General features: G+C 61.5%; 21 protein-coding genes and 1 pseudogene. 14 read left to right on the top strand and 8 right to left on the bottom strand.

The window, feature by feature from the left end:
• Positions 1 to 417: 417 nt before the first annotated feature.
• Genes HGSM_RS03695 through HGSM_RS03660 form a run of 8 tightly spaced genes read left to right on the top strand, consistent with a single transcriptional unit; the run spans position 418 to position 9538 of the window.
• On the top strand, positions 418 to 1413 hold the full coding sequence (locus HGSM_RS03695) for an ABC transporter permease (protein ID WP_019147392.1): 996 nt from the start codon (positions 418 to 420) through the stop codon (positions 1411 to 1413).
• Positions 1406 to 2485 (top strand): ABC transporter permease, encoded by a 1080-nt coding sequence (locus tag HGSM_RS03690; protein ID WP_019147391.1) that lies wholly within the window; start codon positions 1406 to 1408, stop codon positions 2483 to 2485. The genes HGSM_RS03695 and HGSM_RS03690 overlap by 8 nt, the downstream gene beginning before the upstream one ends.
• Positions 2482 to 3405 (top strand): ABC transporter ATP-binding protein, encoded by a 924-nt coding sequence (locus HGSM_RS03685; RefSeq protein ID WP_019147390.1) that lies wholly within the window; start codon positions 2482 to 2484, stop codon positions 3403 to 3405. The genes HGSM_RS03690 and HGSM_RS03685 overlap by 4 nt, the downstream gene beginning before the upstream one ends.
• A 2-nt stretch (positions 3406 to 3407) precedes the next feature.
• Positions 3408 to 4274 carry an ABC transporter ATP-binding protein gene (locus tag HGSM_RS03680; RefSeq protein ID WP_019147389.1) on the top strand — a complete coding sequence of 289 codons (867 nt, stop codon included), beginning with the start codon at positions 3408 to 3410 and terminating at the stop codon, positions 4272 to 4274.
• A gap of 3 nt (positions 4275 to 4277) precedes the next feature.
• Positions 4278 to 6131, top strand: coding sequence for a beta-N-acetylhexosaminidase (locus tag HGSM_RS03675; protein WP_081581331.1), 1854 nt, complete (start codon positions 4278 to 4280; stop codon positions 6129 to 6131).
• On the top strand, positions 6128 to 7753 hold the full coding sequence (locus HGSM_RS03670) for an N-acyl-D-amino-acid deacylase family protein (protein WP_019147387.1): 1626 nt from the start codon (positions 6128 to 6130) through the stop codon (positions 7751 to 7753). The genes HGSM_RS03675 and HGSM_RS03670 overlap by 4 nt, the downstream gene beginning before the upstream one ends.
• Entirely contained in the window at positions 7750 to 9114 is a 1365-nt protein-coding gene (locus HGSM_RS03665) for a type III PLP-dependent enzyme domain-containing protein (protein ID WP_019147386.1), read from the top strand. Before HGSM_RS03670 ends, HGSM_RS03665 begins: the two co-directional genes overlap by 4 nt.
• A 10-nt stretch (positions 9115 to 9124) precedes the next feature.
• Positions 9125 to 9538, top strand: a complete 414-nt coding sequence (locus HGSM_RS03660; protein WP_019147385.1) for a RidA family protein — start codon at positions 9125 to 9127, stop codon at positions 9536 to 9538.
• A 199-nt stretch (positions 9539 to 9737) separates the two neighbouring features.
• On the opposite strand, the gene HGSM_RS03655 is transcribed toward HGSM_RS03660, so the two are convergent.
• From HGSM_RS03655 to HGSM_RS03645, 3 genes are all read right to left on the bottom strand, one after another.
• Positions 9738 to 11111, bottom strand: coding sequence for a glycoside hydrolase family 15 protein (locus tag HGSM_RS03655; RefSeq protein WP_019147384.1), 1374 nt, complete (start codon positions 11109 to 11111; stop codon positions 9738 to 9740).
• Positions 11112 to 11269: 158 nt separating this feature from the next.
• The gene (locus HGSM_RS03650) at positions 11270 to 12061 is read right to left on the bottom strand and encodes an ABC transporter permease (RefSeq protein ID WP_019147383.1); all 792 of its coding nucleotides are present in this window, start codon (positions 12059 to 12061) and stop codon (positions 11270 to 11272) included.
• The gene (locus HGSM_RS03645; protein ID WP_019147382.1) at positions 12058 to 13047 is read right to left on the bottom strand and encodes an ATP-binding cassette domain-containing protein; all 990 of its coding nucleotides are present in this window, start codon (positions 13045 to 13047) and stop codon (positions 12058 to 12060) included. Before HGSM_RS03645 ends, HGSM_RS03650 begins: the two co-directional genes overlap by 4 nt.
• Positions 13048 to 13293: 246 nt before the next feature.
• Here HGSM_RS03645 and HGSM_RS03640 point away from each other — a divergent pair, with 246 nt between their 5' ends.
• The 3 genes from HGSM_RS03640 (at position 13294) to HGSM_RS03630 (ending at position 15602) form a co-directional block, all read left to right on the top strand.
• Positions 13294 to 14577 (top strand): MFS transporter, encoded by a 1284-nt coding sequence (locus tag HGSM_RS03640; protein WP_019147381.1) that lies wholly within the window; start codon positions 13294 to 13296, stop codon positions 14575 to 14577.
• Between the two features lie 139 nt (positions 14578 to 14716).
• On the top strand, positions 14717 to 15034 hold the full coding sequence (locus HGSM_RS03635; protein WP_040594600.1) for a thioredoxin family protein: 318 nt from the start codon (positions 14717 to 14719) through the stop codon (positions 15032 to 15034).
• Positions 15035 to 15140: 106 nt separating this feature from the next.
• Positions 15141 to 15602: an SRPBCC domain-containing protein gene (locus HGSM_RS03630; protein WP_019147379.1), complete on the top strand. Its 462-nt coding sequence runs from the start codon at positions 15141 to 15143 to the stop codon at positions 15600 to 15602.
• 179 nt (positions 15603 to 15781) lie between these two features.
• Here HGSM_RS03630 and HGSM_RS14935 read toward each other — a convergent pair whose 3' ends face one another.
• The 4 genes and pseudogenes from HGSM_RS14935 to HGSM_RS03615 form a co-directional block, all read right to left on the bottom strand.
• The gene (locus HGSM_RS14935) at positions 15782 to 17239 is read right to left on the bottom strand and encodes an alanine racemase (protein WP_019147378.1); all 1458 of its coding nucleotides are present in this window, start codon (positions 17237 to 17239) and stop codon (positions 15782 to 15784) included.
• A gap of 53 nt (positions 17240 to 17292) precedes the next feature.
• Positions 17293 to 18831 (bottom strand): FAD/NAD(P)-binding protein, encoded by a 1539-nt coding sequence (locus HGSM_RS15065; RefSeq protein ID WP_081581293.1) that lies wholly within the window; start codon positions 18829 to 18831, stop codon positions 17293 to 17295.
• Between the two features lie 14 nt (positions 18832 to 18845).
• A complete protein-coding gene (locus tag HGSM_RS15060; RefSeq protein ID WP_081581292.1) occupies positions 18846 to 19946 on the bottom strand; it encodes a cysteine synthase family protein in 1101 nt (366 codons plus the stop codon).
• 431 nt (positions 19947 to 20377) lie between these two features.
• Positions 20378 to 20590 (bottom strand): annotated as a pseudogene (locus HGSM_RS03615) (aldo/keto reductase); the annotation flags it as partial.
• Positions 20591 to 20789: 199 nt separating this feature from the next.
• On the opposite strand from HGSM_RS03615, the gene HGSM_RS03610 reads away from it, so the two are divergent.
• The 3 genes from HGSM_RS03610 to HGSM_RS03600 are packed head-to-tail and all read left to right on the top strand — an operon-like array spanning position 20790 to position 22832.
• Positions 20790 to 21188 carry a glycosyltransferase family 2 protein gene (locus tag HGSM_RS03610; protein ID WP_051009572.1) on the top strand — a complete coding sequence of 133 codons (399 nt, stop codon included), beginning with the start codon at positions 20790 to 20792 and terminating at the stop codon, positions 21186 to 21188.
• Between the two features lie 44 nt (positions 21189 to 21232).
• Positions 21233 to 21802, top strand: a complete 570-nt coding sequence (locus HGSM_RS03605) for an RNA polymerase sigma factor (protein ID WP_019147375.1) — start codon at positions 21233 to 21235, stop codon at positions 21800 to 21802.
• Entirely contained in the window at positions 21780 to 22832 is a 1053-nt protein-coding gene (locus HGSM_RS03600; protein ID WP_019147374.1) for a hypothetical protein, read from the top strand. Before HGSM_RS03605 ends, HGSM_RS03600 begins: the two co-directional genes overlap by 23 nt.
• Positions 22833 to 22935: 103 nt before the next feature.
• Here the strand turns inward: HGSM_RS03600 and HGSM_RS03595 are convergent.
• The coding region (locus HGSM_RS03595; RefSeq protein WP_154646245.1) for an ATP-binding cassette domain-containing protein at positions 22936 to 23551 on the bottom strand (616 nt) is incomplete at its 5' end.

Here is a 23551-nt window from a genome sequence, read left to right as displayed (position 1 = left end):
CAACAGCGTGGTTCAGCCCTTAGTGGCCTGACCTAAATGTTGGAACAAAGCCGGGCGGCCCAACCTCCCTTTGGCCGCCCGGCTTTGCACTTTCGAGTGCAGCACTCTCGAGTGCAGCACTCTCGAGTGCACAATCGGTCCGTGTCCCGCAATGACGAGGCAGTCATTTCATTGGTGCCGCGCTTACGCGCTCTGCCAAGGCTCTGCGGGACCCGGCCATTGTTCTCTGGTCCTACTCCCCTCACAGAGGCCTCAGTTGGCCCGCTATCGGTCGCACGCCGGTGGCACCAGGCAAGCTGAGACACCGAGTGGCGGGGATGGATGATCCTCACGCACACCACACACCCCCCGCGTAGAGAACCATCCTGGCGAGAACCGAGAATCAACGACGATCAACTAGACAGGATGTAACTAGTCGTGAAGTACTATCTGCGGCGGATCACGTTTTACGTGATCACCCTGTGGGCCGCAATCTCACTTAACTTCCTCATCCCGCGCCTTATGCCTGGTGACGCACGAACCATCTTCGTGGACAAGTTGCTTCGCAAGGGCGGCGAGATTACCCCCGCCATGGAGAAGTCGATTGACCTCCTCTTTGGCGCATCGGATGCCAGCATCTGGCAGCAATACTTCGAGTACTGGGGAAAGCTCTTCCAGGGTGACCTCGGTGTCTCCCTGACCAAGTTCCCAGCACCGGTTACCGAACTCATCGGTTCGGCGCTCCCTTGGACGCTCGCCCTCGTTGGCTTGGCCACGATCATCTCCTTCATCCTCGGTGTAGGGATCGGCGCGTTCGCCGGCTGGAAGCGCGGAACCGCTGCTGACGGCATCATCCCAGGAATGACCCTCATGCAGTCCGTGCCTTACTTCTGGCTCGCACTCATCCTTATCTCGGTCTTCTCGGTGAACCTCGCGATCTTCCCCATCATCGGTGGATACTCTCTGCGCGACTTCCCTGCCGGTCCAGAAATGACCTGGGAGTTCATGAAGTCCGCTATCTACCACGGAACGCTTCCAGCGATCACGATCGTTCTGGCTTCCGTTGGTGGTTGGGTGCTCGGTATGCGAAACATGATGGTTTCCACCTTGTCCGAGGACTACATCACCACCGCAGAGGCCAAGGGCCTCAAGCGCTCCCGCGTGTTCTTCTGGTACGCAACCCGTAACGCAGCCCTTCCATCGCTCGCCGGCTTCGGCATCAGCCTTGGATTCGTGGTTGCAGGTTCGATTGTCATGGAACAGGTCTTCACCTACCCAGGCATCGGAAAGCTCATGATTAACGCTGTTCAGGACAAGGACTTCGCGCTCATGCAGGGCGTGTTCCTCGTCATCACGCTCACCGTGCTTGCAGCGAACTTCATCATGGACCTGATTTACGGCTTCATCGACCCAAGGGCGCGCGCAAATGTCTAACAACAACCTTCACCCAGACTTCGACAGTGACGGCGCTATGAGCGCCGGAGCAGGCGACGAACTTGTTGCTGCTGCTACACCCGGCGGAACTCTTGTTATGGACAAGGACGCTGGCGTACCAGAATTCGAAGAGGCCGCTGCAAACAGCGGACCAGTTAAAACCCGTCGTTTCAAGGACATGCTTCCTCGCTTGGACTTCAAGCTTGGACTTGGTCTTTTCCTGACACTCGGCATTGTCCTTTTTGCAATCATCGGTCCTTTTGTCACTCAGGACCCACGCAACTACGACAACGCAACCTTCCTCAAGCCAGGTGGCGAGCACCTTCTTGGCACCAACAACCTTGGCGCTGACCTTTTGGCTCAGCTCGCTGAGGGTGCTGCTGGCTCGATCATGGTCGGTGTTGTCGCCGGTATCATCGCCGTTACGCTTTCGCTGTTCTTCGGTATCGTTGCCGGTTACGTTGGCGGATACGTCGACGAAGGCCTCTCACTGATCACCAACATCATGCTGGTTATCCCCGGTCTTCCTCTGATTATTGTGATCGCTTCCTACATGGAGTCCCGCTCCATGATGGTCATCGCAGTCGTCCTGGGTATTACTTCCTGGGCTGGTGCCGCCATCGTTCTTCGCCTCCAGGCAAAGTCTCTTCGAAACCGTGATTACGTGGCTGCGTCCCGTGTAGCCGGTGAGAAGACTTGGCGCATCATCTGCGTTGAGATCCTTCCAAACCTTCTTCCACTCCTCGCGGCTCAGTTCCTTTCCGCAGTGGTGCTCTCGATCCTTTCCGAGGCGGGTCTTTCCTACCTCGGTCTGGGCCCATCAGGATCCATCACGTGGGGAACCATGCTGAACCAGGCCTCCCAGCACAATGCGTTCTACATTGGCGCGTGGTGGTGGTTCATTCCACCAGGGCTCATGATTGCGCTCCTCGGCTGTGGTCTCTCGCTGATCAACTTCTCGATCGACGAGACCATTAACCCGAAGCTGCGCACTGCACCCGCTGCTGTGAAGGCAATCCGCAAGGCCGAGAAGGCCGCCGCGAAGGCTGCAAAGAAGGGGGCGACGGCATGAGCGCCGAGACCTACACCGGTCCACTGACCACCGCGGGCCATGAGGCTTACCTGGCTACCCAGACTCCAGTCCTCACCGCTTCAAACATCTCCATCGAATACCAGGTTGACCCACCTGTTAAGGCAGTCCGCAACGTATCGCTGACCCTTAACCGCGGTGAGATTCTCGGCCTCGCAGGAGAGTCGGGTTGTGGCAAGACCACGCTCGCGTACGGAATCAACCAGCTGCTCAAGCCACCGGCATTGCGCACCTCTGGTGAGATCACCTTCCACGACAAGGAAGGCTACGACATCAACGTTGCTCAGCTTTCCGGTGACAAGCTCCGTGCTTTCCGTTGGGACAAGATCTCGATGGTGTTCCAGGGTGCTATGAACTCCCTGAACCCTGTCATCTCGATCAAGGCTCAGCTGTTCGACGTCCTGACCACACACCGTCCGGACATGACCAAGGAAGCCAAGCAAGCGCGCGCCGAGGAGCTCCTCACCCTCGTGGGTGTCGACCCTCGCCGTCTGGACTCGTTTGCACACGAGCTCTCCGGTGGTATGCGCCAGCGCGTCATGATCGCCATGGCTCTTGCCCTGAACCCTCAGGTCATGATCATGGATGAGCCAACCACTGCTCTCGACGTGGTGGTCCAGCGCGGTATTCTCCGCGAGATCATGCGACTACGCGAACAGTTCAACTTCGCAGTCATCTTCATTACTCACGACCTTCCATTGCTCCTTGAGATCTCTGACCGCATCGCGGTTATGCTCCAGGGTGAGATCGTCGAGCTGAACACCTCGGAGAACATCTACGAGAACCCTCAGCACGAGTACACGAAGAGGCTCCTCGGCTCGTTCCCGAGCCTGACCGGCGACCGTGGCTCGTTTGTCCGCACTGGCGTCGACGAGACTGCAACGCGGAAGGAAGGACTGTAACTATGTCCCTCGAAGTCAAGAACCTAACCAAGGACTTCAAGATCCGTAGCGGCATGAAGTCTTCGAACTTCCGTGCCGTGAACGACGTCAGCTTCACCCTTGAGCCTGGCAAGACCATCGCTCTCGTGGGCGAGTCTGGATCCGGTAAGTCGACGATCGCTCGCATGATTGCGAAGCTCGAAAACCCATCCGCGGGCAACATCGTGGTTGATGGCAAGGACTCGAACGTCCACGGCCGCGCGCTGCGCGACTACCGCCACAACGTGCAGATGGTGTTCCAGGACCCATTCGCATCACTGAACCCGTTCCACTCGATTGCTCACCACATCGACCGCCCACTGCGTCTCCACGGCAAGGCAAGCAATGCCGCAGAGGCTCAGGACCAGGTCATCGAGCTCCTCGAGCGCGTAAACCTGAAGCCAGCTGGCGACATCGCCAAGCGTCGTCCACACGAACTCTCGGGTGGTCAGCGTCAGCGCGTTGCTATCGCACGTGCGCTGGCTCCTGGTGCAAAGTACCTGATCGCTGACGAGCCTGTTTCGATGCTTGACGTGTCGATTCGTCTCTCGGTTCTGAACCTGCTGGCTCGCCTGCAGCGTGAGGATAACCTCGGCGTTCTGTACATCACCCACGACCTCGCAACCGCGCGTCACTTCTCCGACGAAATCCTTGTTATGTACAAGGGCAACATCGTGGAGCGTGGCCCGTCAGATGAGGTCATTCTGAACCCACAGCACGAGTACACCAAGCTCCTTCTTGGTGCGGCTCCGAACCCTGCGAACCACGGCAAGCTCCGTGATTCGGTTCGTGCCGAGCTCGCTGCAGGTTTGAGCGAGGACCGCGACCAGTTTGGTACTCGCGGACTCTAAATGATGTCTGATTCCGTTTCGGGTGTGCCGGCTCAGGGTTCTGAGCTGGCACGCCCGGCGGGGTGGGATTCCCTTCTGCCTCGCCCCCAGGGTGTTCGCGCCGAGAGCGCGTCCGAAACTTTCTCCCTGACAGCCGGCACCGGCATCATTGCTGATGCTCCCCTGCTTGCTGCCGCACGCTTGTTCGCGCAGCACCTTGCAGATGGCTGTGGGGTTGCCCTTCACTGTGTCGACGCGGCCGCGCCTTTGGCGCAGGCGCTCCAGGTGTCTGTGCGCTTCATTCACGACGATTCACTTACGTCGTCATATTCTCTTGCGGTTGACGCCGTGGCTGGGATTGAGGTGCGCGCGCGTGACGCTGCTGGCGCCTTCAATGCTGTGGCTACGCTGCGTCAGCTTGCTGGTGTCCCAGCTTTCCGTCGCTCACACTCGGCGGCTAGGAGCGTCCAGTTCGCTGTGACCTCGTTTGAGGACTCGCCTCGCTTTGGCTGGCGCGGCGTGCTCTTGGACGTTGCCCGACACTTCATGCCTAAGCACGATGTGCTCCGCTACCTTGACCAGGCTCACGCCCACAAGTTCAACGTGGTGCACTTGCACCTCACTGACGACCAGGGCTGGCGCGTGGAGATCAAACGTTACCCACGCCTGACCGAGGTCGGCTCGTGGCGCACGGAATCGAACGTTGGTCCTTGGCGCCACAACATTCATGACGGGCGACCACACGGTGGTTTCTACACGCAGGAAGATCTGCGCGAGATCGTTGCCTACGCTCATGCTCGCGGCATCACTGTGCTCCCGGAGATCGATGTTCCAGGGCATGCCGAGGCTGCTATCGCCGCCTACCCCGAGCTTGGTTGTGCGCTTGAAGGCGACGTCCCAGCAACGGTCCGCACGAGCTGGGGTATCTCCACGAACGTGCTGCGACCCAACTGGGAGACTCTAGAGTTCTTCAAGAACGTGTTCGACGAGCTCATGGACATCTTTGACGATCCATTCATTGGGCTCGGCGGTGACGAAGTGCCTCCGCTGTTGTGGCGCGAAGACGAAACCGTGGTCGCGTTTGCGCGCGAACAGGGCATGGACTCCGTGGACGAACTCCACGGTTGGTTCCTGGGTAAGCTCGGCGAGTTCGTGGTGTCTCGTGGACGCCGTCCTGTGGTGTGGGACGAGGGCGTCAGCGAACACCTTCCGCTCGAGTCCGTTGTCACCACATGGCGTGGGTACGTTTCCGGCGCCAGCGCGATGGCGCAGGGCTACGACATCGTCCTGGCCCCTGAGCAGGACCTGTACCTCGACCACCGCGCGGCGGAGGGGGAGCAAGAACCCATTCCCGTGGGCTTCGTTCGCACTCTTGAGGACGTGTTGGCTTTCGAACCAGACGCGATACCGCACTTTGAGAATCAGGGTGAGGGAATCGTCGAGAATCAGGGACGTGTTGGGCGCCTGCTGGGCATCCAAGCCCAGTTGTGGACCGAGCAGCTCGACTCGCCGCGGCGAGTCGACTACGCAGCGTTCCCGCGGCTCTGTGCAGTGGCCGAAGTGGCGTGGAGCCCTAAGACCGATAGGTCGCAGGGCACACCAGCATCGGCCGAATTTGTTGACCGTTTGGTCACTCATCATCTTCCTCGCCTTGAAGCGGCGGGGGTCGAGTATCGGCCGCTAGACGGGCCGTTACCGTGGCAGCAGCGTCCAGGGGTTTCCGGGTGGCCGCGTGATCTCAACGAGGAAATCGAAGCCTCTGGCTCCGGCGAGTTCGTTGGGGGATGGCATGAGGGAATGGAACTCCACGTAAGTGAACTGGACGTGTACATGGAGGGTGCGACCTCCGCTGCCACCAGTGAGGTGCGCCCCGGATGATCGTCTCCGGGGTGCGCCTCCCTGCTCATGATTCGCAGCTTGTGGACATTCACGTGGAAGGCGATCGCATCGCAGCGATCACCGAACACGATCCGAGGCTGCTTGCCCAGATCTCCACATCTGAAACCGACGCTCTAGGCGCGTCAAACACCGCACCGGCCGTCATCGACGGACGTGGCCGCGTGGCCTTCCCAGGCTTCATCGACACGCATGTTCATGCGGAAGGCGCGCTCTTTGACGAGGACGTCCAGTTGGCGCTCTTGCGCCAGGGCATCACTTCCGTAATTCTCGGTCAGGACGGCGTCTCGTTCGCGCCCTCCCCCGTGGACGGCGCGTTCGACGCGGCGGCCTGGTCCGGTGACTACTTTGCCGCGATCAACGGACCTGCACCCCGTGGGTTCGCCGGCGGAAGCGTAGCAGACTTCTTGGCGCTGTACGACGGGTCGACGCCCGTCAACGTTGGGTACCTGATCCCCCACGGAACCGTGCGGTATGCAGTCAAGGGTGGCGGACCTGGCGTTGCCACGGATGCCGAGCTGGCCCAGATGTCCGCGCTGGTCACGGACGCACTGAACGACGGTGCGTGCGGGATGTCGACCGGACTCGAGTACACGCCGGCCAAGTTCTCGGATGTGCGCGAACTCGAGACCCTGTTGACACTCGTTGCACAGGCGAATCTCCCCCACGTCAGCCACATGCGAGGCTACGAAGCCGCTGCGGTTGGTGCGTTGGAGGAGCTCGCCGCCCTGGCTTCGGTCAGCGGCGTGCACACCCACGTGTCCCACTTGCACGGACCGGTCTCCGAGATTGCCCCTGCACTGGATGGGTTTGAGGCCGCAACGGGCGGACCGGGTATCACCTTTGATACGTACCCCTACCTGCGCGGATGCACCATCCTCTCCATGTTGGCACTACCGTCCTGGCTTCCTGTTGCGGACGTCGAGGCAACGCTGGCAGAACTGGCACGTCCCGCAGTACGCACGCGCCTGTTGGAGGAGCACCTCTCCGGTCTCACAGATCTGTGGCCACGCGTGACTCTCGCGGCGGTTCCGGGCGAACTCGCCTGGGCGGAGGGCATGACGCTCCTCGCCGCGGCGGAACGCCTGGAACTCGGGCCGGCGGAGGCACTCATTGAGATCCTCGTGGCCAGCCGCCTGCGCGCTTCCGCAGTATTTGCGCAGCCGCCAACAAACAGCCCTGCCTCCGTGGAGGCACTCGCCATGGATCACCGCCACGTTGCCGGTTCGGACGCGATCTACCAGGGCGGGGCTCCACACCCCCGCGGCTGGGGAACGATTGCGAGCTACCTCAAGACCTACGTCCGCGAAAAAGGCGCGTGGAGCCTCGAGGACGCCGTGGAGCACCTCACCGCACGCTCCGCGCGGATGTACCGATTCCTCGATCACGACCAGATCGCCGTGGGCAAGATTGCCGACATCGCACTGGTAGACGTGGACACGGTGACCGACCGCGCAACCTACGAAAGCCCACGTGAAGAGGCCGAAGGCGTGGACGATGTCATCGTCCGCGGCCAGCTAGTGCTCCGAAACGGTGCGCTGACGGGAGTCCTCGCCGGACGCCCACTAACGCCGCACCAAGCAACCAAGTTGGAGACCCTGTGAGCACGCACGTTGGACCGGGCACCAAGGGCCTCGCGCTGACCACCTGGCAGCCACTGACCGAGGTCCGGGCAGCTGTTGCGCAGGCGCGGCCGGCCATTGGTTCCGAGTGGACCCGCTACCCCGTCCTCGAGTTGAGCGACTCCGCGATGGAGCACAACCTAGCGCTCATGGCCACGGCCGCGGACCGCGCTGGATGCGTGCACGCGCCCCACATCAAGACGTCCATGTCACCGCAACTGGTGGAACGCCAGATCGCAGCGGGATCGTGGGGAGTTACCACGGCGACGGTCGGGCACATCGCCGCTGCCCTGTCCTGGGACATCCCCGGGCTCGAGCGCGTTTTCCACGCGAACGAGGTGGTTGTCCCATCCGAGATCGCGTTCCTCGCGGGCTCCATCCTAGAACGCCTCCGGACCGGCCGCGACCTCACCATCTACCTGTATGCGGACTCCCTTGACGGCGTGGCACTCATCGCCGCAGGTCTGGAGCAGTTCGCGCAGGCTCACTCCGGTGACCTCACGGATTCAGAGCGCGCACATGTGCACGCCAACCTGTGCATAACGATCGAGCTCGGCGTCCCCGATGGCCGCACCGGCGTGCGGAACTTCGACCAAGCAATCGCGGTAGCCACCGCGGCGCGTGACGCAGGCCTCAGCGTACGAGGAGTCTCCGGATACGAAGGTTCCGTGGCCTCCGCACACACCGCTCAAGACCTCGAGAACGTTGCTGCCTACCTGCACCAGCTGCGCGACCTCGCCGGAATACTCATCGCAGGAGACCTGATTGACCTACAGGACGGCACAGTGGTGGTCTCGGCCGGAGGCTCGGCCTACCTCGACGTAGTCATGAGCGAGCTCCCCGGCCCTCTCACTGTCACTAGGCGAGGCCACGACGAAAGCCAGCCAGAATCGTCGATAATTAGCGTCATTCCCGTGGTGCGCGCAGGCGCATACATCATCCACGACCACGGGCTCTTGGAACGCGCGAACCCATGGGTTCGCATGCCCGCCACGTGGCTAGACGGGGCCGCAGACGCCCCGCTCCCACGCGCTGCCGCACACGTTCACGCCGTAGTGCTGTCCACCCCCGAACCTGGACTCGCACTCCTGAACGTGGGGCGGCGAGACGTCCCGTTCGACATCGATCTGCCGCTCGTGGTCAGCCACAACGGCTGGACCGTAACGAGCGTCAACGACCAGCACGCCTTCGTGCGGGCAGACGCCGAACACCAGCCGCTCGCCCCCGGCGACGTGGTCAAGCTCGGCATCTCGCACCCATGCACAATCTTTGACAAGTGGGCCACCGCGCTCGTCACCAACGACGCCCACGAAATCATCGACATCATCGAAACCCAGTTTTAGGAGTCCTCCCGTGACCGAATGGACCAAGTCAGCAATCTCGACCCCCAACGCACCGGCACCAGCGCACACATTCCACCAGGGCGTCCGCAAGGGCCCGTTTGTGCAGGTCTCCGGCCAGGGCCCCGTCGACCCCGCAACCGGCACGTACCTCTACGAAGGCGACGTCAAGGCGCAGACCATCCGCACCCTCGAGAACGTCAAAGCGATTGTTGAGGCCTCGGGCGCGACATTCGACGACGTGGTCATGCTCCGCGTGTACCTCACCGACCGCGACAACTTCGGCGCCATGAACGAGGCATACGGCGAGTTCGTAGCCGCTAACTGCCCTTCCGGCGTTCTGCCGTCGCGCACCACGGTCATGACTGGCCTGCCACGCGAGGAAATGCTCGTGGAGATTGACGCAATCGCGATCACCAACAACTGATCCATCGTATGCAGATCTGTAGTTTGCGGATCTGTTGAACGCATACAGCCCTCGGCCTGACGGCCGGGGGCTGTTGTGTTGTCCCGATTTTCGACGATCGTGGTCCCGACCCACCGCCACCGCCACCGCCACCGCCACCGCCACCGCCACCGCCACCCGAGATTGTAGTTGGGGTGAGGGTGGGGTGCTGGTTTGCGGCCTACCGCAGCTCGTAAGCCGCGAGCGCCACACACGCCGCCGTCCACGCCAGGGGCGCCACGGCCGAAGGGCTGCCGTCCGCAAGAAGTTTTTCTGGGTACGAACCGGAAAGCGTACGGTTGGCGCCTAGCCACTCCACTGTCTTGCGCGCCCTAGCCCTAGTCGCCGAATCGGGGCTGGTAGCGTCCACCAGTGCAAACACCGCCGTCTCCGGGGTCCACGAAACCCCATCCGGCTCCCACCCCTGGCCCGGTGTGATTCCACCTGCCGGCTGGCCGAGAACTTCCCACGCCCGTGTGAGAGCACTGCGCACGCCGGCCTCGTCCGGGAAGTCCCACACGTACGGCGGCAGGAGGAAGGCGACCGCGGCGTCGACTGCGTCCCCGCCCGCGTACCTGGGATACCCGTTGGGGGCGAAGTCCCGCAGGATACTCGCCGTAACCTGCTCGGCCGCGAGCGCGGCCGCACGTGACCTCGTGGCGTCCCCAAGATCGTCGAGAAGCGGGATGAGGGCCGTCAGGCCCGCAAGAGTGGGGGCAATCGTGCCGAGAGTGAGGGTCTTCTCGCGTTTTTCCCAGTAGTCGGGAGAGACGGGCGCGGTGCCGCGTGCGGCGACAACGGCGGACGTCATGTCGTCGCAGATACCGGCGATCAGGGGCGCAAACTCGGCCAAGAAGTCGCTGCGAGTGACCCCAGCAGCGGACCAATCCACGCGCTCCGAGACCTCGCGCAGGGCCCAGGCTACCCAGCCGAGGCCGTCGAACTGGTCGGGGCGGTTGTCAGGGGTGCTGTGGCCGTCGAGCGTGTAGCGGGCTCTGAACCAGCCCTGCTCTGTGCGGGGAACCCGCGCGAGGAAGCGAAGGCACTCTAGTGCCCCGGGGACATTCCCCGCCTGTGCAAACGCCACCGCGATGTGGGCGGTATCCCGCGGCCACACATACCGCCATGAGGGACTCCACCCGGCAACGGGGGCTGGTAGACCCACAGACAACACGAACAGGTCGAGGTACGCCGCCTGGATCAGCTCCGCGTGCGGGCCGCTCCGGGTCCACGGCGCGAGAGCCTCGAGCCAGCGCCGTTCGCGAGACACCAACTCATCCCGGACCACCGACTGCGCGAGAGATCGAGTGCCGGCCACTACGTCCCGGTGATTGAATGCGAGCTCGCGCGTGGATAGCGAGGAGAAACCCACCGTAGAGGAGAACAGGGGCTTGGTGTCGAGTCGAGCAAATGCCACAGCGGAACCGCGATCCGTGAAGAAGCCCCATTCGGCCACCGTCGCCGCGCCTGCGAGGGAAGCGATAAGGACCGTGCGCCGCGCAACAAGGGCGGTGCTCGGGGTGTGGGAGGGCTCGGCGAGCACGACGATCTCCATGACTAGGCGACGTTACCTAAGCGCCCGGTAGGGCGCGGGAATGCACTGAGCGTACCGCAGCACGGGCCCTCTGGAAAATGGCGAAAGCACCACCCCAGACCTGGACGCTGAGGTGGTGCTTTCTGGCTTGGGTGGAATCGTGTCGAGCGATTGAGCGGCTACTTGACCTCGCGGTTGAGCGTCCGCCACACGCCGATCGCGGCGGGAAGCCCGATCCACAGGAGTGCGCTCACCAGGAAGTGGGTAACATTCGATCCCCCGAACTCACCCACGCTTATCGGCGAGGAGGCCACGTTGATGTCAATCCATTCGCGGATGTCCCGCAGAAACGGCACCAGCGCGGTCAGCAGCGATACCGCAGTGGGAAGCATCGCAAAGAGAATCAGCGCGCCGGCCGTGTTGTGCACTGCCGCACCAAACGCGATTCCCTGCGCCACATACGTGACCAGCATGATCAGGCTTCCGGCAACAATGGCCTCGTTGATGTTCCAGTCCAGCTCACTGCCGGTCAGTCCCGCAATGCCCAGAGACAGCGCGGAAGACGCCGCAACCGCCACGAACCCAAGAAGCGCCACAATCAGGGCTGCCACAAACTTGGCTGCGAGCACTCGCGCGCGCCTCGGCTCCCACATGAACGTGGTGAGTGCGCTGCGCTGCGACCATTCACCCGTCACCGACATGATCGCGATGATGGGTAGGAGGAATCCGAGCGGAATGAAGCTCCCTTGGATGAACGCGTCCAGCGACTGTGGTTCCCCGCGCCCCACGATCACGCTGATGATGTTGACCGCGAGCACCCCGATGACCATGAGGATCACGAGTACCCGTGCGGCCCGCGTGTCGAACAGTTTGCGCAGCTCCACCCGCAGCAGCCGGCCGAATGGGATTCCCGGCGCGCCCGCGGTGAACTGCCCGCCTGCAGCAGGGGTGAGTGTGGTGGCCGCGCTCATTTGCTTGCTCCTTCGCCTGTGGCGGAACTGATTGTCGACGATTGTGGCCACGTTCCAGCGCCAGTCCCGCCCGCGTGCGAGCCGGCCGGGTTGGGTGTGCCTTCGCGCGAGCTGTCCTGCGTGAGGCCAAAGAAGAGGTCCTCGAGCGCTCCTGCGCTGCCCTCGGACAGCGCGGTCAGGATGATGCCGTGTTCGAGCGCAGCGCGGCCCACCTGCTCTGCGCTCGCGTTGGTGGTGAGTTCCCCGGCCTTGCCGGGTTCGGCCGTGAAGCCCGCAGCGCGAACCGCAGCATCGAGGGCGAGCATATCCGTTGCCCGGGCGTGGGTCTGAGCACCCTTGAGGAGGGAGTGCTTGTCGCCCTGTGCCACGATTCTGCCGTTTCCGATCACCACGATGTCGTCCGCTACGGCCTCGATCTCCAGCAGGAGGTGAGACGACAGCAGGACCGTGCCACCGTCCGCGGCGAAGCCGCGGAGCAGATCTCGCATCCAACGAATACCGGACGGGTCAAGGCCGTTGACTGGCTCATCGAGAATCAGAATGGAGGGTCCACCCAACAGGGCGTTCGCGATGCCAAGCCGCTGGCGCATGCCCAGCGAATAGGCGCCCACGCGGCGCTTGGTCTCCTTGGGCGTCAGGCCCACGAGTTCGAGGGTCTCGTCCACGCGCTTGCGCGGGACGTCCATCGCGATCGCGCTAAGCAGGAGCGACTCGTAACCGGTGCGGCCATCGTGCTGGGCGCTTGCGTCGAGCAGCGCACCAACCTTCTGGGCGGGGTTGTGGACCTGCGTGAGCGGCACGCCACCGATGAGGGCGCGGCCCGAATCGGGCTTGGCCAGCCCGCAGATGATGCGCATTGCGGTTGACTTACCTGCACCGTTTGGCCCGAGGAAGCCGGTGACCCGGCCTGCCTGAGCAGTGAAGGAAACATCCGCGAGGGCGGCCTGAGTGCCATACCTCTTGATGACGTTCTCGACTGTGATCATGGTTCCATCCTCCCTGCGCCAGGTGGTTAGCCGCATCCGCACATCGCAGGTAATCGCGTCATCTCCATGGACGTTTGCGTGTCATACTTTCGGCCACGCGCTGGCGTTTGCGTGACCCTCGACTCCATTTGTCTTTGGCCCTGCTGAACCGGGCGAATTTGAACCTATAATCGCTAAGCCGGAAGTTATTTTGCACGCACGAATCGAGTCGCGGGCCACTTCCAGGCACAAACGTGACAGGTGGTTATGGGCATCTCAGCCAAGTTACGGGTGCTCATGCACTCGAGCGGATTCAAGCGCTTCTTTGCAATCAGGTTGCTGTGTCAGTCTGGCGACGGCATGTTCCAGGCGGCCCTCGCCACCCTGTTCTTCTTCTCCGCTCAGTCCCAGGGTTCCCCCGCTGCGATCGCCTTGGCTCTGTTCGCGATGCTCGCCCCGTTCACCATTGTGGGTCCGTTTGTTGGCGTGTTCATTGACCGCTGGCCCCGCCGAAACATCATCGTTGTCACGGACTCGATTCGCTTGGCACTTACGGTTCTCATCGTTATTGCGATCGTGACCTCTGGAATCACGCCTGTTGTATACGTGATCGCGATGCTCGCGCTGGCACTGAACCGCTTCTTGTTGGCCGCGCTGGGCGCGTCCCTACCTCGCGTGGTTTCGTCTGAACAGTTGCTTTTGGCCAACTCCATATTGCCGACGATCGGGGCCGCCGCCACCGGAATCGGCGCCCTAGTGGGTGTCATGTTGGGGCTCGTGCTGCCCGTTGGCAACGCTCGCGATGCCGCTACTCTTGCGCTCGCCGGAGTTGTGTTCGCCAGCTCGATTGTGGTTGCCCTCGGGTTCGGCCGCGACGAGTTGGGTCCCACGCACCACGAACTTACGAACTCAGAAAAGCTCTCCGTGGGCGGGGTTCTGCGCGAACTCGTTGCTGCAGGCCGCGTGCTCGTGGAGCTCAACAGCCCTGCCCGTGCGCTCCTCACCATGGGTGCCATGAGGTTCCTTTACGGCGTCGTGTTTGTGGCCTCCATCCTCCTTGCGCGCAATTACTTTGCTACCGGGTCTGAGACAGGGATTGGCTCGTTCGCGCAGATCATTGCTGCAACCGCAGTGGGCTTTGGCCTCGCGATCGTGATTACCCCGTTCGTGGTGGAAGCCGTTGGAGAGCACCGCTGGATCCAACTCTGCATGCTCGTTTCAGCCCTCGCGATGGTGGTTATCTCGATCAAGCTCACCCCCGTCACCATGCTCATCGCTGCGCTCATGCTGGGTGTAGGCACCCAAGGCGCCAAGATTGCCTTTGACACGATCATCCAGCAGGACACTCCCGACGACTATCGCGGCCGCGCATTCTTGTTCTACGACCTACTCTTCAACATCGCGTTCATGACCGCTGGCGGCGTGTGCGCCCTGGTGCTCCCGGACAACGGGATCGCGCCCGTGGTGTTCGCGCTGGTTGGCGTCGGGTTTATTGCGCTTGCGCTGCAGTACAGGGGCTCGCGCCGGGTGCTGGTGTCGGAGGTTATCTAGCTCGACCATATTTGGTGCCTCGCCCCAAACTCCCTCGCCCCGAGATCGAGAGTATTCCTGAGCCCACTCTCGACATCGAGAGTGGGCTCAGGAATACTCTCGATCGGTGAGGTGGAGCGTGATGGGAGAGAATGAAGCCATGGCGCACCTAAACCTCAGCGAAGCTGACATCGACTCCACCGCACAGGAAAACCCCCTTGTAGTGCTCTACTTCTGGGCACCCTGGTGTGCGCCCTGTAAGCAGTTCGGACCAATCTTTGAGGAAGTCGCAGGCCGGCATGGCGACATTGTCTTTGCCAAGGTCAACGCTGACGACAACCCCGGAGCCATCGAACGATTCGGAGTGAAGTCCATTCCGACCGTCGTGATCCTCAAGGGCGGAGAGCCTGTGTACAACGAGGCCGGTGTTATGAATGATCTATCCTTCGACACCCTGGTACGAATGGTCGGAGCATAAGCCACAACAAATGGTGGGCGACGCTGGGAAGGGACCAAGATCGTCGTGAATCAGGGGCCGCCACTCACGACGAGCGGAGCCGCGAGACCCGACTTATGATGACGATATGTCCAGAACTGACACCGCTACGCGGATTGTGCCTGCTGAGGCACCCCAGGCGTTCGCCGCACTCACGAGCAAGGACGCTCTCGAGACGTGGCTGCCACCCACCGGAATGACAGGGAAGATCGAAGACTTCGACGCCAGCGTGGGCGGCGGATACCGAATGACCCTAACCTTGGATGACGAGTCACTCGCCACCGGAAAAACCAACGCCACCCAAGACGTGGTCAACGTGAAGTACCTCGAGATCGTGGAGAACGAGAAGATCGTCCAGGGCGGCAGCTTTGAGACCGAGGACCCGTCGTTTGCGGACGGCATGACGATGACGTGGACGCTCGAGCCAACTCGGCGAGGCACCCAGGTAACTGTCCGCGCCGACAACGTGCCCGATGCGATCGATCAGGAGGACCACATCACGGGGCTCAACTCGTCGCTGGATAACTTGGCCAGGTACTTGGGCGAATAGCAGAGGGGTCTAACAGTCTCGGGTCGAGTTGGGCACAGGGACTGCGATTGCGCACGGGGTTGGCGCGGCTACGCGGCACACGTGACATCGACGGTGAGGGCTCGAGATTTACCATCCGACGGTAGATCTCGAACCCTCACCGTTGACCGCAACAATGCGTGCTCGCAGAGTACGGAACTTCAGAAGCTGCGGTCGAGTGATTCGCCGCCCGCAATATGGTCTCGGTCGCCCTCGTCAAGACTCCATCCGGACTCAGTGCGCACGAGATTTGCAGCCAACGGGAGTTGATGGGACGCGCTCTCAAGAATGTGCATGAGATACCCACCCGTATTGGGGAAAGCAACAATGTCACCTCGCGCAACTCCATCCGGGAAGGTAAACGCGCGACGCATGATCAATTCCTCCTCGATGCAGTATGACCCCACAAAGAAGGCACGCTCGCACTGCCGTGGTGTCATTGCGGTACTGGGCCGGATTAGACGCGGATCCACCAGATAGTCGGCGGAAGTCGAGCGCATTGCTGTGCGATTCATATACAGGCCCACGAGTCCTACGCCATCGCTGGTTTGCTTTTGGAATGCAACTTCTGCAATCGTCATCCCGCACCCATCGAGCATGGCGCGCCCCGGCTCGCATCGAAGTTCAAGACCGCGCTGATTGAGAAGATTTGCGATCGTAGAGTCCGCTTGACCGGTCGGAAGCGCCCTGAAATCCTTGCTGCCTGCCGCTTCACGCACAGACGTTGCTAGAACAGCGTCGAGCCATTCCCCGCGAGTCACCCGCTGATAGTAGGGGTAGGTTTGCGGAGAGGGCCGGTCGGCTTCCGGGTTCTCCATGCCGAGCCGGTCCCCGCGCCACGTGGGCGGGAGAACGTTCTTCTCGGAATCGCTACTGCCAGCGGGATCCGTTGTTTCCGCAAGCATGCGCCAAAAGGCTCGCCACTGCGCGGGGTCGTCAAGGTACGACATGGGGAAGCCCCCACCCATATCTACAAATGTGGGGTGATGCCCCAGACCAGAAAGAGTATCCGCAAGAACACACGACTGAACAAGTGCGATGGCCCGATGGAGTGCCTCGTAGCCGTTGAGGTGGAAATGGACTCCGGCAATAGCCAACCACCCGCTATCATCCCGCGAAAGGTACTCCACCCACGCTGCGGCAGACATTCCAAACCTCGTTGGGGGCACACGCTCATCCATCACCGCGAGACGCAACGCTACTCGAGCTTTGGTCCCTGAATCCCTCGCGAGTTGCTGCACAAGATCTGCCTCATCACGATTGTCCAGGCTAATACAAGTCCCGGATTCGAGAGCTAGTCTGAGCGCAGCGGGTGTCTTGGTTGCCGCAGAGAAGACGAGCCGATCACCGGGTAGCCCATCATCGAGAGCCTGTTGGAGCTCTCGCCGACTAGCCACATCAAGTCCCAAACCCAAGTCCCTTGCTTCACGGACGAGCCCTCGGGTCTTGTTTGCCTTGCGTGCTAAAAAGATGGCGAATGCAGTCCCATGGGAGGCTGCCACCCGCTTCAGTTCGTTCGCATTTCGAGCAAGAGCAGTGAAGTCATGGAGATTGAGCGGGGAACCCCACCTAGCGATGAGATCTGCGCATTCGTCAGGTTGCGCAAGTGCCACCTCCATCCATGGTTCAGTTCGAGCCGTCAGAGGGGGGATCCCCTCACATCCGATTACCGTCATACAAGTGCTCCCTTCGCCGCCAAAACAAGTGTGTGCGCGAGCCGTGCTGCCTCGCCGTGTAGATGGTGATTGAGCGTATCGTGTCCGATAACCGGGTCCTCCGTGGGGCGCCCAAGGGCGAAAAGACCGGGAGTTTCAGCACCACTGCCGCCAACGCACTGACAGCGGCTCGTAGTCAGAACCCCACGCTCTCCCTCCCTGACATGAACGTGTCCAGCCGCCCTCAGGCCCGCCCAGAGTGTGTCCCGATGTTCGTTGACTGCTACTCCTGGGGCCGACGTCACTGCATCTATATCGTGCCGTTCATCCGTTCCCATCTCCCACCTCAACCAGCCTGAGCGGGTGAGGGAAACTAAGCGCCCTACCGTACGCTCCGGAGGCCCGTACGCCCACCGCTCCAAACGCGCTGCCGCGTCCTGGAAGCGCGCCCATTGCTCTGGGTCGCGTTCCTTACGATCCAGCGAAGAAATGATCGTTGCGTATCCTTCCTGCCACACTCGCCCGAGAACCCAACGCTCGTCAGGCGGCACGTCTCCACGGTTCATGGCCAGTGAAGCTTCCATTCGCTGCAGCGCGGTGGGGCTCGCAGCGTCCCCTAGCTCATCCGCAAAAAGTACTTGTCTAAAAGTTTGGGGCGGGGTCTCTAGCCCCCACGTTCGCGCAACAGAAACCGCTGCGGCAATCAACGTGTCCCACCACATAGAGGACGGCTGAACCTCGGATGTATTTGATAACTCACGAAGTGGTTCGCAGGATGCCCGAATGATGTCTCTGCGGTGTTCTGCGATTCGTGGAGGCTTAGGAGAAAGCGGTACGCCGGTCCGTGACACCAACGTCACCGAGCGTGGCTCGTGGCCGGACGGAACGTATCGGAGTGTCTTTCCCTCCTCGAGCCAGACCCCTCCCCTTCCTTCTGTGAGGTCCAAGACCGCGTCGATCGCTGTGAGCGCGGCCCCACGAACCCGTACGTTCGTTCCCGGACCGAGTGCGGGGTCATTCATGATCCGCTGATGCCACGTTGCACTCTGCGGGTTATGGTGCCCGGTTGCAAGCACTACGGCGTCAAACGCTCTTTCCATTGATCCGATGTCCGGAGTGCTGCCTGACATTGGGACAGAGCGCACAAGCCATTGAGTCTCTAGCGCGGCATCAGACTGCTCGAGCCCAGTCACACGCTCGGGTATCCACTCAACGTCGAAGTGTGGACTCTTAGCCACAGCGCGAAACACCTCTGTGAGGTACTCCCCCATCCATCGACGAGGCGGATACTCAGGACTCTCCACACCCTTCACTCGGCTCACCCAATCCCCGAAAGACCAAGACCACGAGGGGCACCGAAAATCGGCGACCTCCGGTCTCACGTTCATGATCAAGTGCTCGGGCGTGCGCGCGTCCCACACCTCACCAGCACCCGGCGGAAACGGATCGAATACCGTGACGTTGAGGGCAAAACTTCCGCTCTCTATCGCCAACTTTTCCAACTCACACAGCAAACCCAACGCTTTTGGTCCGCCGCCCACGACAGCTACATTCATTTCATGCTTCAGCGTCAACTGACCTGCGCTCCCACGCTCACGGAGTAACTCGCCATGGCCGTAGGAACAGTGATCTCATCGCGAGAAAACGGGTTCGCATCACCGAAAGACTCATCCTCGTCCTGGCGGTAACTAAACGTCCGGGCGACCCATTCATCGTTATAGAGGGTGGGCAGATAAGGGGTACCGCCGTCATGTACTAAGAAAACCCACCGCTCTATTGGTGCACTCAAGGAAGTTGAGCGTCGTGCCACATCACAACCCATAGCAGCTACAAGCGCACCAGTTGAGGCACCTGCCAAGATGCCCTCGCGTCGGGCCAGTAGTCGACTGCCCCTCACCATCTGCACTTCAGGAATGCGCGCTAACTCATGGGGTGTCACAGTCCGCGATAGGTCCGTTTCGAATCCCGCGCCTAGTCCCGGAAGGAATCGTTCTGCGGAGTTCCCTCCATACAGTGCAGACCCTTCCGCATCAACTGCAACCACCGTGGTGGATAAGCCAAGATCACGTACGCCGTTCATGCATCCCACGAGCGTTCCCGTGGTACTCGTTGCTACATACAGCCGATCGGGCTCACCTCCAAGAGCCTCACAAATCTCAGGCAAGGTTGAGCTGGCGTGGGCACGCGGGTTGTTGGGATTCCCATACTGGTTGGTAGTCACGGAGCCTGGCAGGCTCTCAAGTAACTCCCTTACTCTTTCCACCCGAGCACGAAGACGGTTCCCGTCCGGTGGAGTCGGTACGAGATCAACTACTGCACCAAATGCCCGCATTACATCGCATGCCGCTTGGTTCGCCCGCTCATCAACCACAGCTACAAACTTGAGGTCACGAAGCGCACACTGCCGCGCAAGAGCCATACCGAGATTTCCTGATGTAGATTCCACGACCGTTCCGCCCGGCTGCAAGGATCCATCAGTCAACGCGCCCTCAAGGAGGGAGTTCGCTGTTCGCTCTTTAGTGCTACCCGACATTTGGAGGTTGTCCAACTTGGCGTAAATTTCGACGGATACATCGGGAAACAAACGCTCAAGACGTGAAGTTGGTGTTGCAACATACGAGGCATGCCTAGACAGCCCCAAAGCCTCGTTCCTTGGCTTTTCAAATGTCATCAGAAGTCCCCCTTGGCGTGTGTAGATACTGTCCCAACTGGAACCATCAACTGGATGTCGTGGAGGGATAAACCCTCAGACGCGCCAGATCCGTCCTGTCAGACTCTCACTAATCGAGTGGACACGCGCGCGGAAAGCATCAAAGCAGGTGAACAGGCGCGCAGGAAAAGAGGTAACCCAACCATGGAACAACTGCAGTAAAGGAACGTCGCGAGAAACTCTAACTACCCGGGCGCAGTCACGAATTGTGACGCGCCTAAGCTAAGACACTGGAGACGAGCACCAGCACAGGAATCGAGCCGAGCGTCGTGATGCTGATGGCGTCGCAGGGGTGAGATCTAGCGCGGGGGTTCGAGATCTATCGTCCGCCGGTAGATCTCGAACTCCCACGGTAGATCTCGATCGGGAGAGGCCGGCCAGAAGGTGCGCCCCTACCCGTTCACGTATCCCATGTGTTGGGCGTTGTACCGGTCCCCTGCCACTCCAACCCGCGACGCCAGGCTCGTCAGGTCCGCAACTTCGTCGGCGCTCAGCGCGAGCCCACAGGCACCCGCGTTCTCGGCGATCCGTTCGGTGCGGCGGGTGCCGGGGATCGGCACGATCAGTGGGGAGCGCGCGAGGAGCCACGCCAGCGCGACCTGCCCAATGATCCGTGTATGCACGGTTCACTCCCTGTTGGGGTAGATCGACGGTTACATTTCCATCGTAGGCTCGTTGGGTCTGCTCGGCGGTTGGGGCGCCGCCGCGGAGGGTGGTGCTGGGATCCAGCCCTATCGTCGAAAATCAAAATGACTACCGACGATAAAGCACCTTCCAGCGCGGGCCCATCCCTAGACTGTCCCCATGGTCACGATCGATGCGGTCATCACCGCTTTCAATCAGCGCGAACTTATGCGCGACGCAGTTGAGTCCGTGCTCGGACAGAGTGTGCCCGTCCGGGAGATGATCGTGGTGGATGACGGGTCGAGTGACGAGGACTCGCTCGAGGTGCTGGCTGAGTTGGTTAGCATCTCGGGGGTTCGCGTGATCCGCCATGCGAATGCTGGGGTTAGTGCGGCGCGCAACGCCGGGATTCGGACGACGTCGGCTGATCTCGTTCTAGTGCTCGACGGCGACGACCTCATCGCACCGACGTTTGTGCAGGAGACTGCGCGGGCGCTCGAGAAGGACCCACCCGGCAAAGACGGCGACCTCGTGGATGCGGATGTTTGGCGAGGCTCACGCTCTGGTGCGGCCGCGTGACGTCCCACCGTGAACCCTTTTCCCCTCTCCCGTGAATACCTGATGTGAGCACAGATAGCGAGATCATCCAGAGATCGTTGGGGCGGCCCTCCGAGTTCGGGGAGCTGTTTTTTCGTCACGCGCCGCGGCTCCACCGATACGTGTCCAGACGTATCGGTGAGGCCGTAGCGGACGACATCCTCAGCGAGACCTTCCTGCTGGCGTTCGAGAAGCGTAGCCGGTTCGATCACACATATTCGAGTGCGCTCCCGTGGTTCTTCGGGATCGCCACCAACCTGATCCACCGGCAGCGTGTAGCAGAGGCCCGAACCCTGAAACTGGCCGAGCGCACATCCGCTGCCCAGACCGTCCCCGACAGCACAGCCACAAGTGACGCTGCCATCGATGCGCACGCCAGTGCGCGGCACTTGGCAGCTGACCTGCGAAAACTATCCAAGGGAGATCGGGACGTCTTGCTCCTGTACGCCTGGGAGGACCTGACCTACGAGCAAATTGGTCATGCCCTCGGCATCCCCACGGGAACCGTGCGTTCCCGCCTCAACCGAGCCCGCCGCATTCTGCGCGAGGCCCCATCACTCAAGGAGAAGGAAAATGAACGAGTTCGATTCGCTTAAGTCCCTCCGCAACGACGTCCCAGAGCGCTCCGTCGAGGAGCTTTCACCCTCCTACACCGCACTCAACCGGGCCATGTTGGCGGAGGAACGCGCGCTTGCGCGCACTGCTGGTGCTAGTGCTAGTGCTGGCTCAGATTCTCGACGATCTTGGTTCCGTTCGCACGTCACGCCCAAGCTAGCGGGATGGTCGGCTGCCGCTGCGGTCGCCGTGACCCTGGGTGTCGTGGCGGCTCAGGTTTTGACGCCTACCGCGCCCGCGGTCGCTGCGGAAATACTGCGCGAGGCCGCCGACAACACGATCAAGTACTCGGACCTAGAGGTCGGCGAGGGGCAGTACCTGCGCGTAGCAAGCGAGGAATACTTCCCTCATGGATTCCCCGCGGACACACCACCCGCCGGGTTTGAGGAGACATACCAGTCGCCTTACTCGACGACCTCGTTCATGTATATTCCTGCGGATCGCGACGAGTCCTGGGTATGGGACCGTTCCGGCATAGTGATTGATGGAAAACAGTTCTCCGAGGGCGAGTTCTTGGTGGCTAAGCGTGGCTTGTTCTACGAAGACACGTCGGATGGCATTGCTGGCGACGGCACCGTGAAGTACGAAGGCAACCTCACACTTGACCGCCTTCAGGAGCTGCCTACCTCGAGCGGCAAGGCCGCCTACGAGTACGTTGACTCCTTCTACGATGGCGGATCGGTTTCTCGCGCGGAGGACAACCTCGGCCGCATCCTCGGCTTCCTTCGGGTTGGCACAGCCACTGCGGAGCAGCGGGTGGCACTGTATGAGGCAATCGCACTGGTACCGGACGTGACGAGCTCCCCTGAAGTCACTCTGTCTGACGGTCGCACTGCTGTGGGCTTCAGCCGCACCGAGGCCAACCGTCAGGACCAGCGCACCGAGATCCTGATTGATCCGTCCACCGGGCAGTTCGTGGGCGAACGCACTCTCAGCGCCGACGGCACGGCGGACTGGGAAGCCCTGTTCACGTACTCGGTGGTGGACGAGGCGCCGACGTCCAAGGAGTAGCGCCCTGCACAGTACGCCTGTCAGTGGGTGGGCATATTGTGAACCCAAGGTGGGAGCATCTGATGCGCGTCGGATGCTCCCACCCTCTTTGCGCATCCAATCCCTAGAGTTCAGCGCGCTGACTCAGCACGCCCCGCACAATTCCAGCAGCCTGCCCCTGCGCCTGCCGCTGATCCAAGGCAGGCCGCGCCAACTCAATCACCGAGTCGACGCCCAGCCTAGTCAGGAAGTCGTAATCGTGGCTGACCACGAGCAATGCTCCCCGGTAGTCCGCGAGCGCCTGCACCAGTTGGTCCACGGTAGCCATGTCGAGGTTGTTGGTGGGCTCGTCAAACACGAGCAGTTGAGCCGCAGGTTCTGCAAACAGCAGCTTTGCCAAGGACACCCTGAATCGCTCCCCACCTGACAGCGTCGACACCGGCCGGTTCACCGAGTCGCCCCGCAGCAGGAGCCTTGCCAACTGGTTCCGGATCTCCCCCACCGTCATACTGGGCGCCACGGGAGAAATGTTCTCAATCGCGCTCAGCTCCTCGTCCAGCGAGTCAAGCCGCTGCGACTGATACCCCACGCGATCCGTTAGCAACTCCGCTCGGGCGCTTCCCGGCATTGGCTCGCCGCGCCCCAGCAGGTTTTCCAGCAGCGTGGTTTTGCCCGACCCGTTGGGCCCAACTAGCGCCACGCGTTCCGGACCTTGCAGATAAATGGTGCGGGAATCGTCG

Origin of the sequence: Timonella senegalensis JC301, from assembly GCF_000312125.1 — a bacterium.
Classification (GTDB): Bacteria; Actinomycetota; Actinomycetes; order Actinomycetales; family Cellulomonadaceae; genus Timonella; species Timonella senegalensis.
This window is presented reverse-complemented; position numbering and strand designations above follow the sequence as displayed.

Excerpts from the sequence above, each read along its gene's own strand:
- HGSM_RS03690 (WP_019147391.1), top strand. The coding sequence starts at position 1,406 with ATGTCTAACAACAACCTTCACCCAGACTTCGACAGTGACGGCGCTATG.
- HGSM_RS03685 (WP_019147390.1), top strand. The coding sequence starts at position 2,482 with ATGAGCGCCGAGACCTACACCGGTCCACTGACCACCGCGGGCCATGAG.
- HGSM_RS03680 (WP_019147389.1), top strand. The coding sequence starts at position 3,408 with ATGTCCCTCGAAGTCAAGAACCTAACCAAGGACTTCAAGATCCGTAGC.
- HGSM_RS03675 (WP_081581331.1), top strand. The coding sequence starts at position 4,278 with ATGTCTGATTCCGTTTCGGGTGTGCCGGCTCAGGGTTCTGAGCTGGCA.
- HGSM_RS03670 (WP_019147387.1), top strand. The coding sequence starts at position 6,128 with ATGATCGTCTCCGGGGTGCGCCTCCCTGCTCATGATTCGCAGCTTGTG.
- HGSM_RS03655 (WP_019147384.1), bottom strand. The coding sequence starts at position 11,111 with ATGGAGATCGTCGTGCTCGCCGAGCCCTCCCACACCCCGAGCACCGCC.
- HGSM_RS03650 (WP_019147383.1), bottom strand. The coding sequence starts at position 12,061 with ATGAGCGCGGCCACCACACTCACCCCTGCTGCAGGCGGGCAGTTCACC.
- HGSM_RS03645 (WP_019147382.1), bottom strand. The coding sequence starts at position 13,047 with ATGATCACAGTCGAGAACGTCATCAAGAGGTATGGCACTCAGGCCGCC.
- HGSM_RS03640 (WP_019147381.1), top strand. The coding sequence starts at position 13,294 with ATGGGCATCTCAGCCAAGTTACGGGTGCTCATGCACTCGAGCGGATTC.
- HGSM_RS03635 (WP_040594600.1), top strand. The coding sequence starts at position 14,717 with ATGGCGCACCTAAACCTCAGCGAAGCTGACATCGACTCCACCGCACAG.
- HGSM_RS03630 (WP_019147379.1), top strand. The coding sequence starts at position 15,141 with ATGTCCAGAACTGACACCGCTACGCGGATTGTGCCTGCTGAGGCACCC.
- HGSM_RS14935 (WP_019147378.1), bottom strand. The coding sequence starts at position 17,239 with ATGGAGGTGGCACTTGCGCAACCTGACGAATGCGCAGATCTCATCGCT.
- HGSM_RS15065 (WP_081581293.1), bottom strand. The coding sequence starts at position 18,831 with ATGAATGTAGCTGTCGTGGGCGGCGGACCAAAAGCGTTGGGTTTGCTG.
- HGSM_RS15060 (WP_081581292.1), bottom strand. The coding sequence starts at position 19,946 with ATGACATTTGAAAAGCCAAGGAACGAGGCTTTGGGGCTGTCTAGGCAT.
- HGSM_RS03610 (WP_051009572.1), top strand. The coding sequence starts at position 20,790 with ATGGTCACGATCGATGCGGTCATCACCGCTTTCAATCAGCGCGAACTT.
- HGSM_RS03600 (WP_019147374.1), top strand. The coding sequence starts at position 21,780 with ATGAACGAGTTCGATTCGCTTAAGTCCCTCCGCAACGACGTCCCAGAG.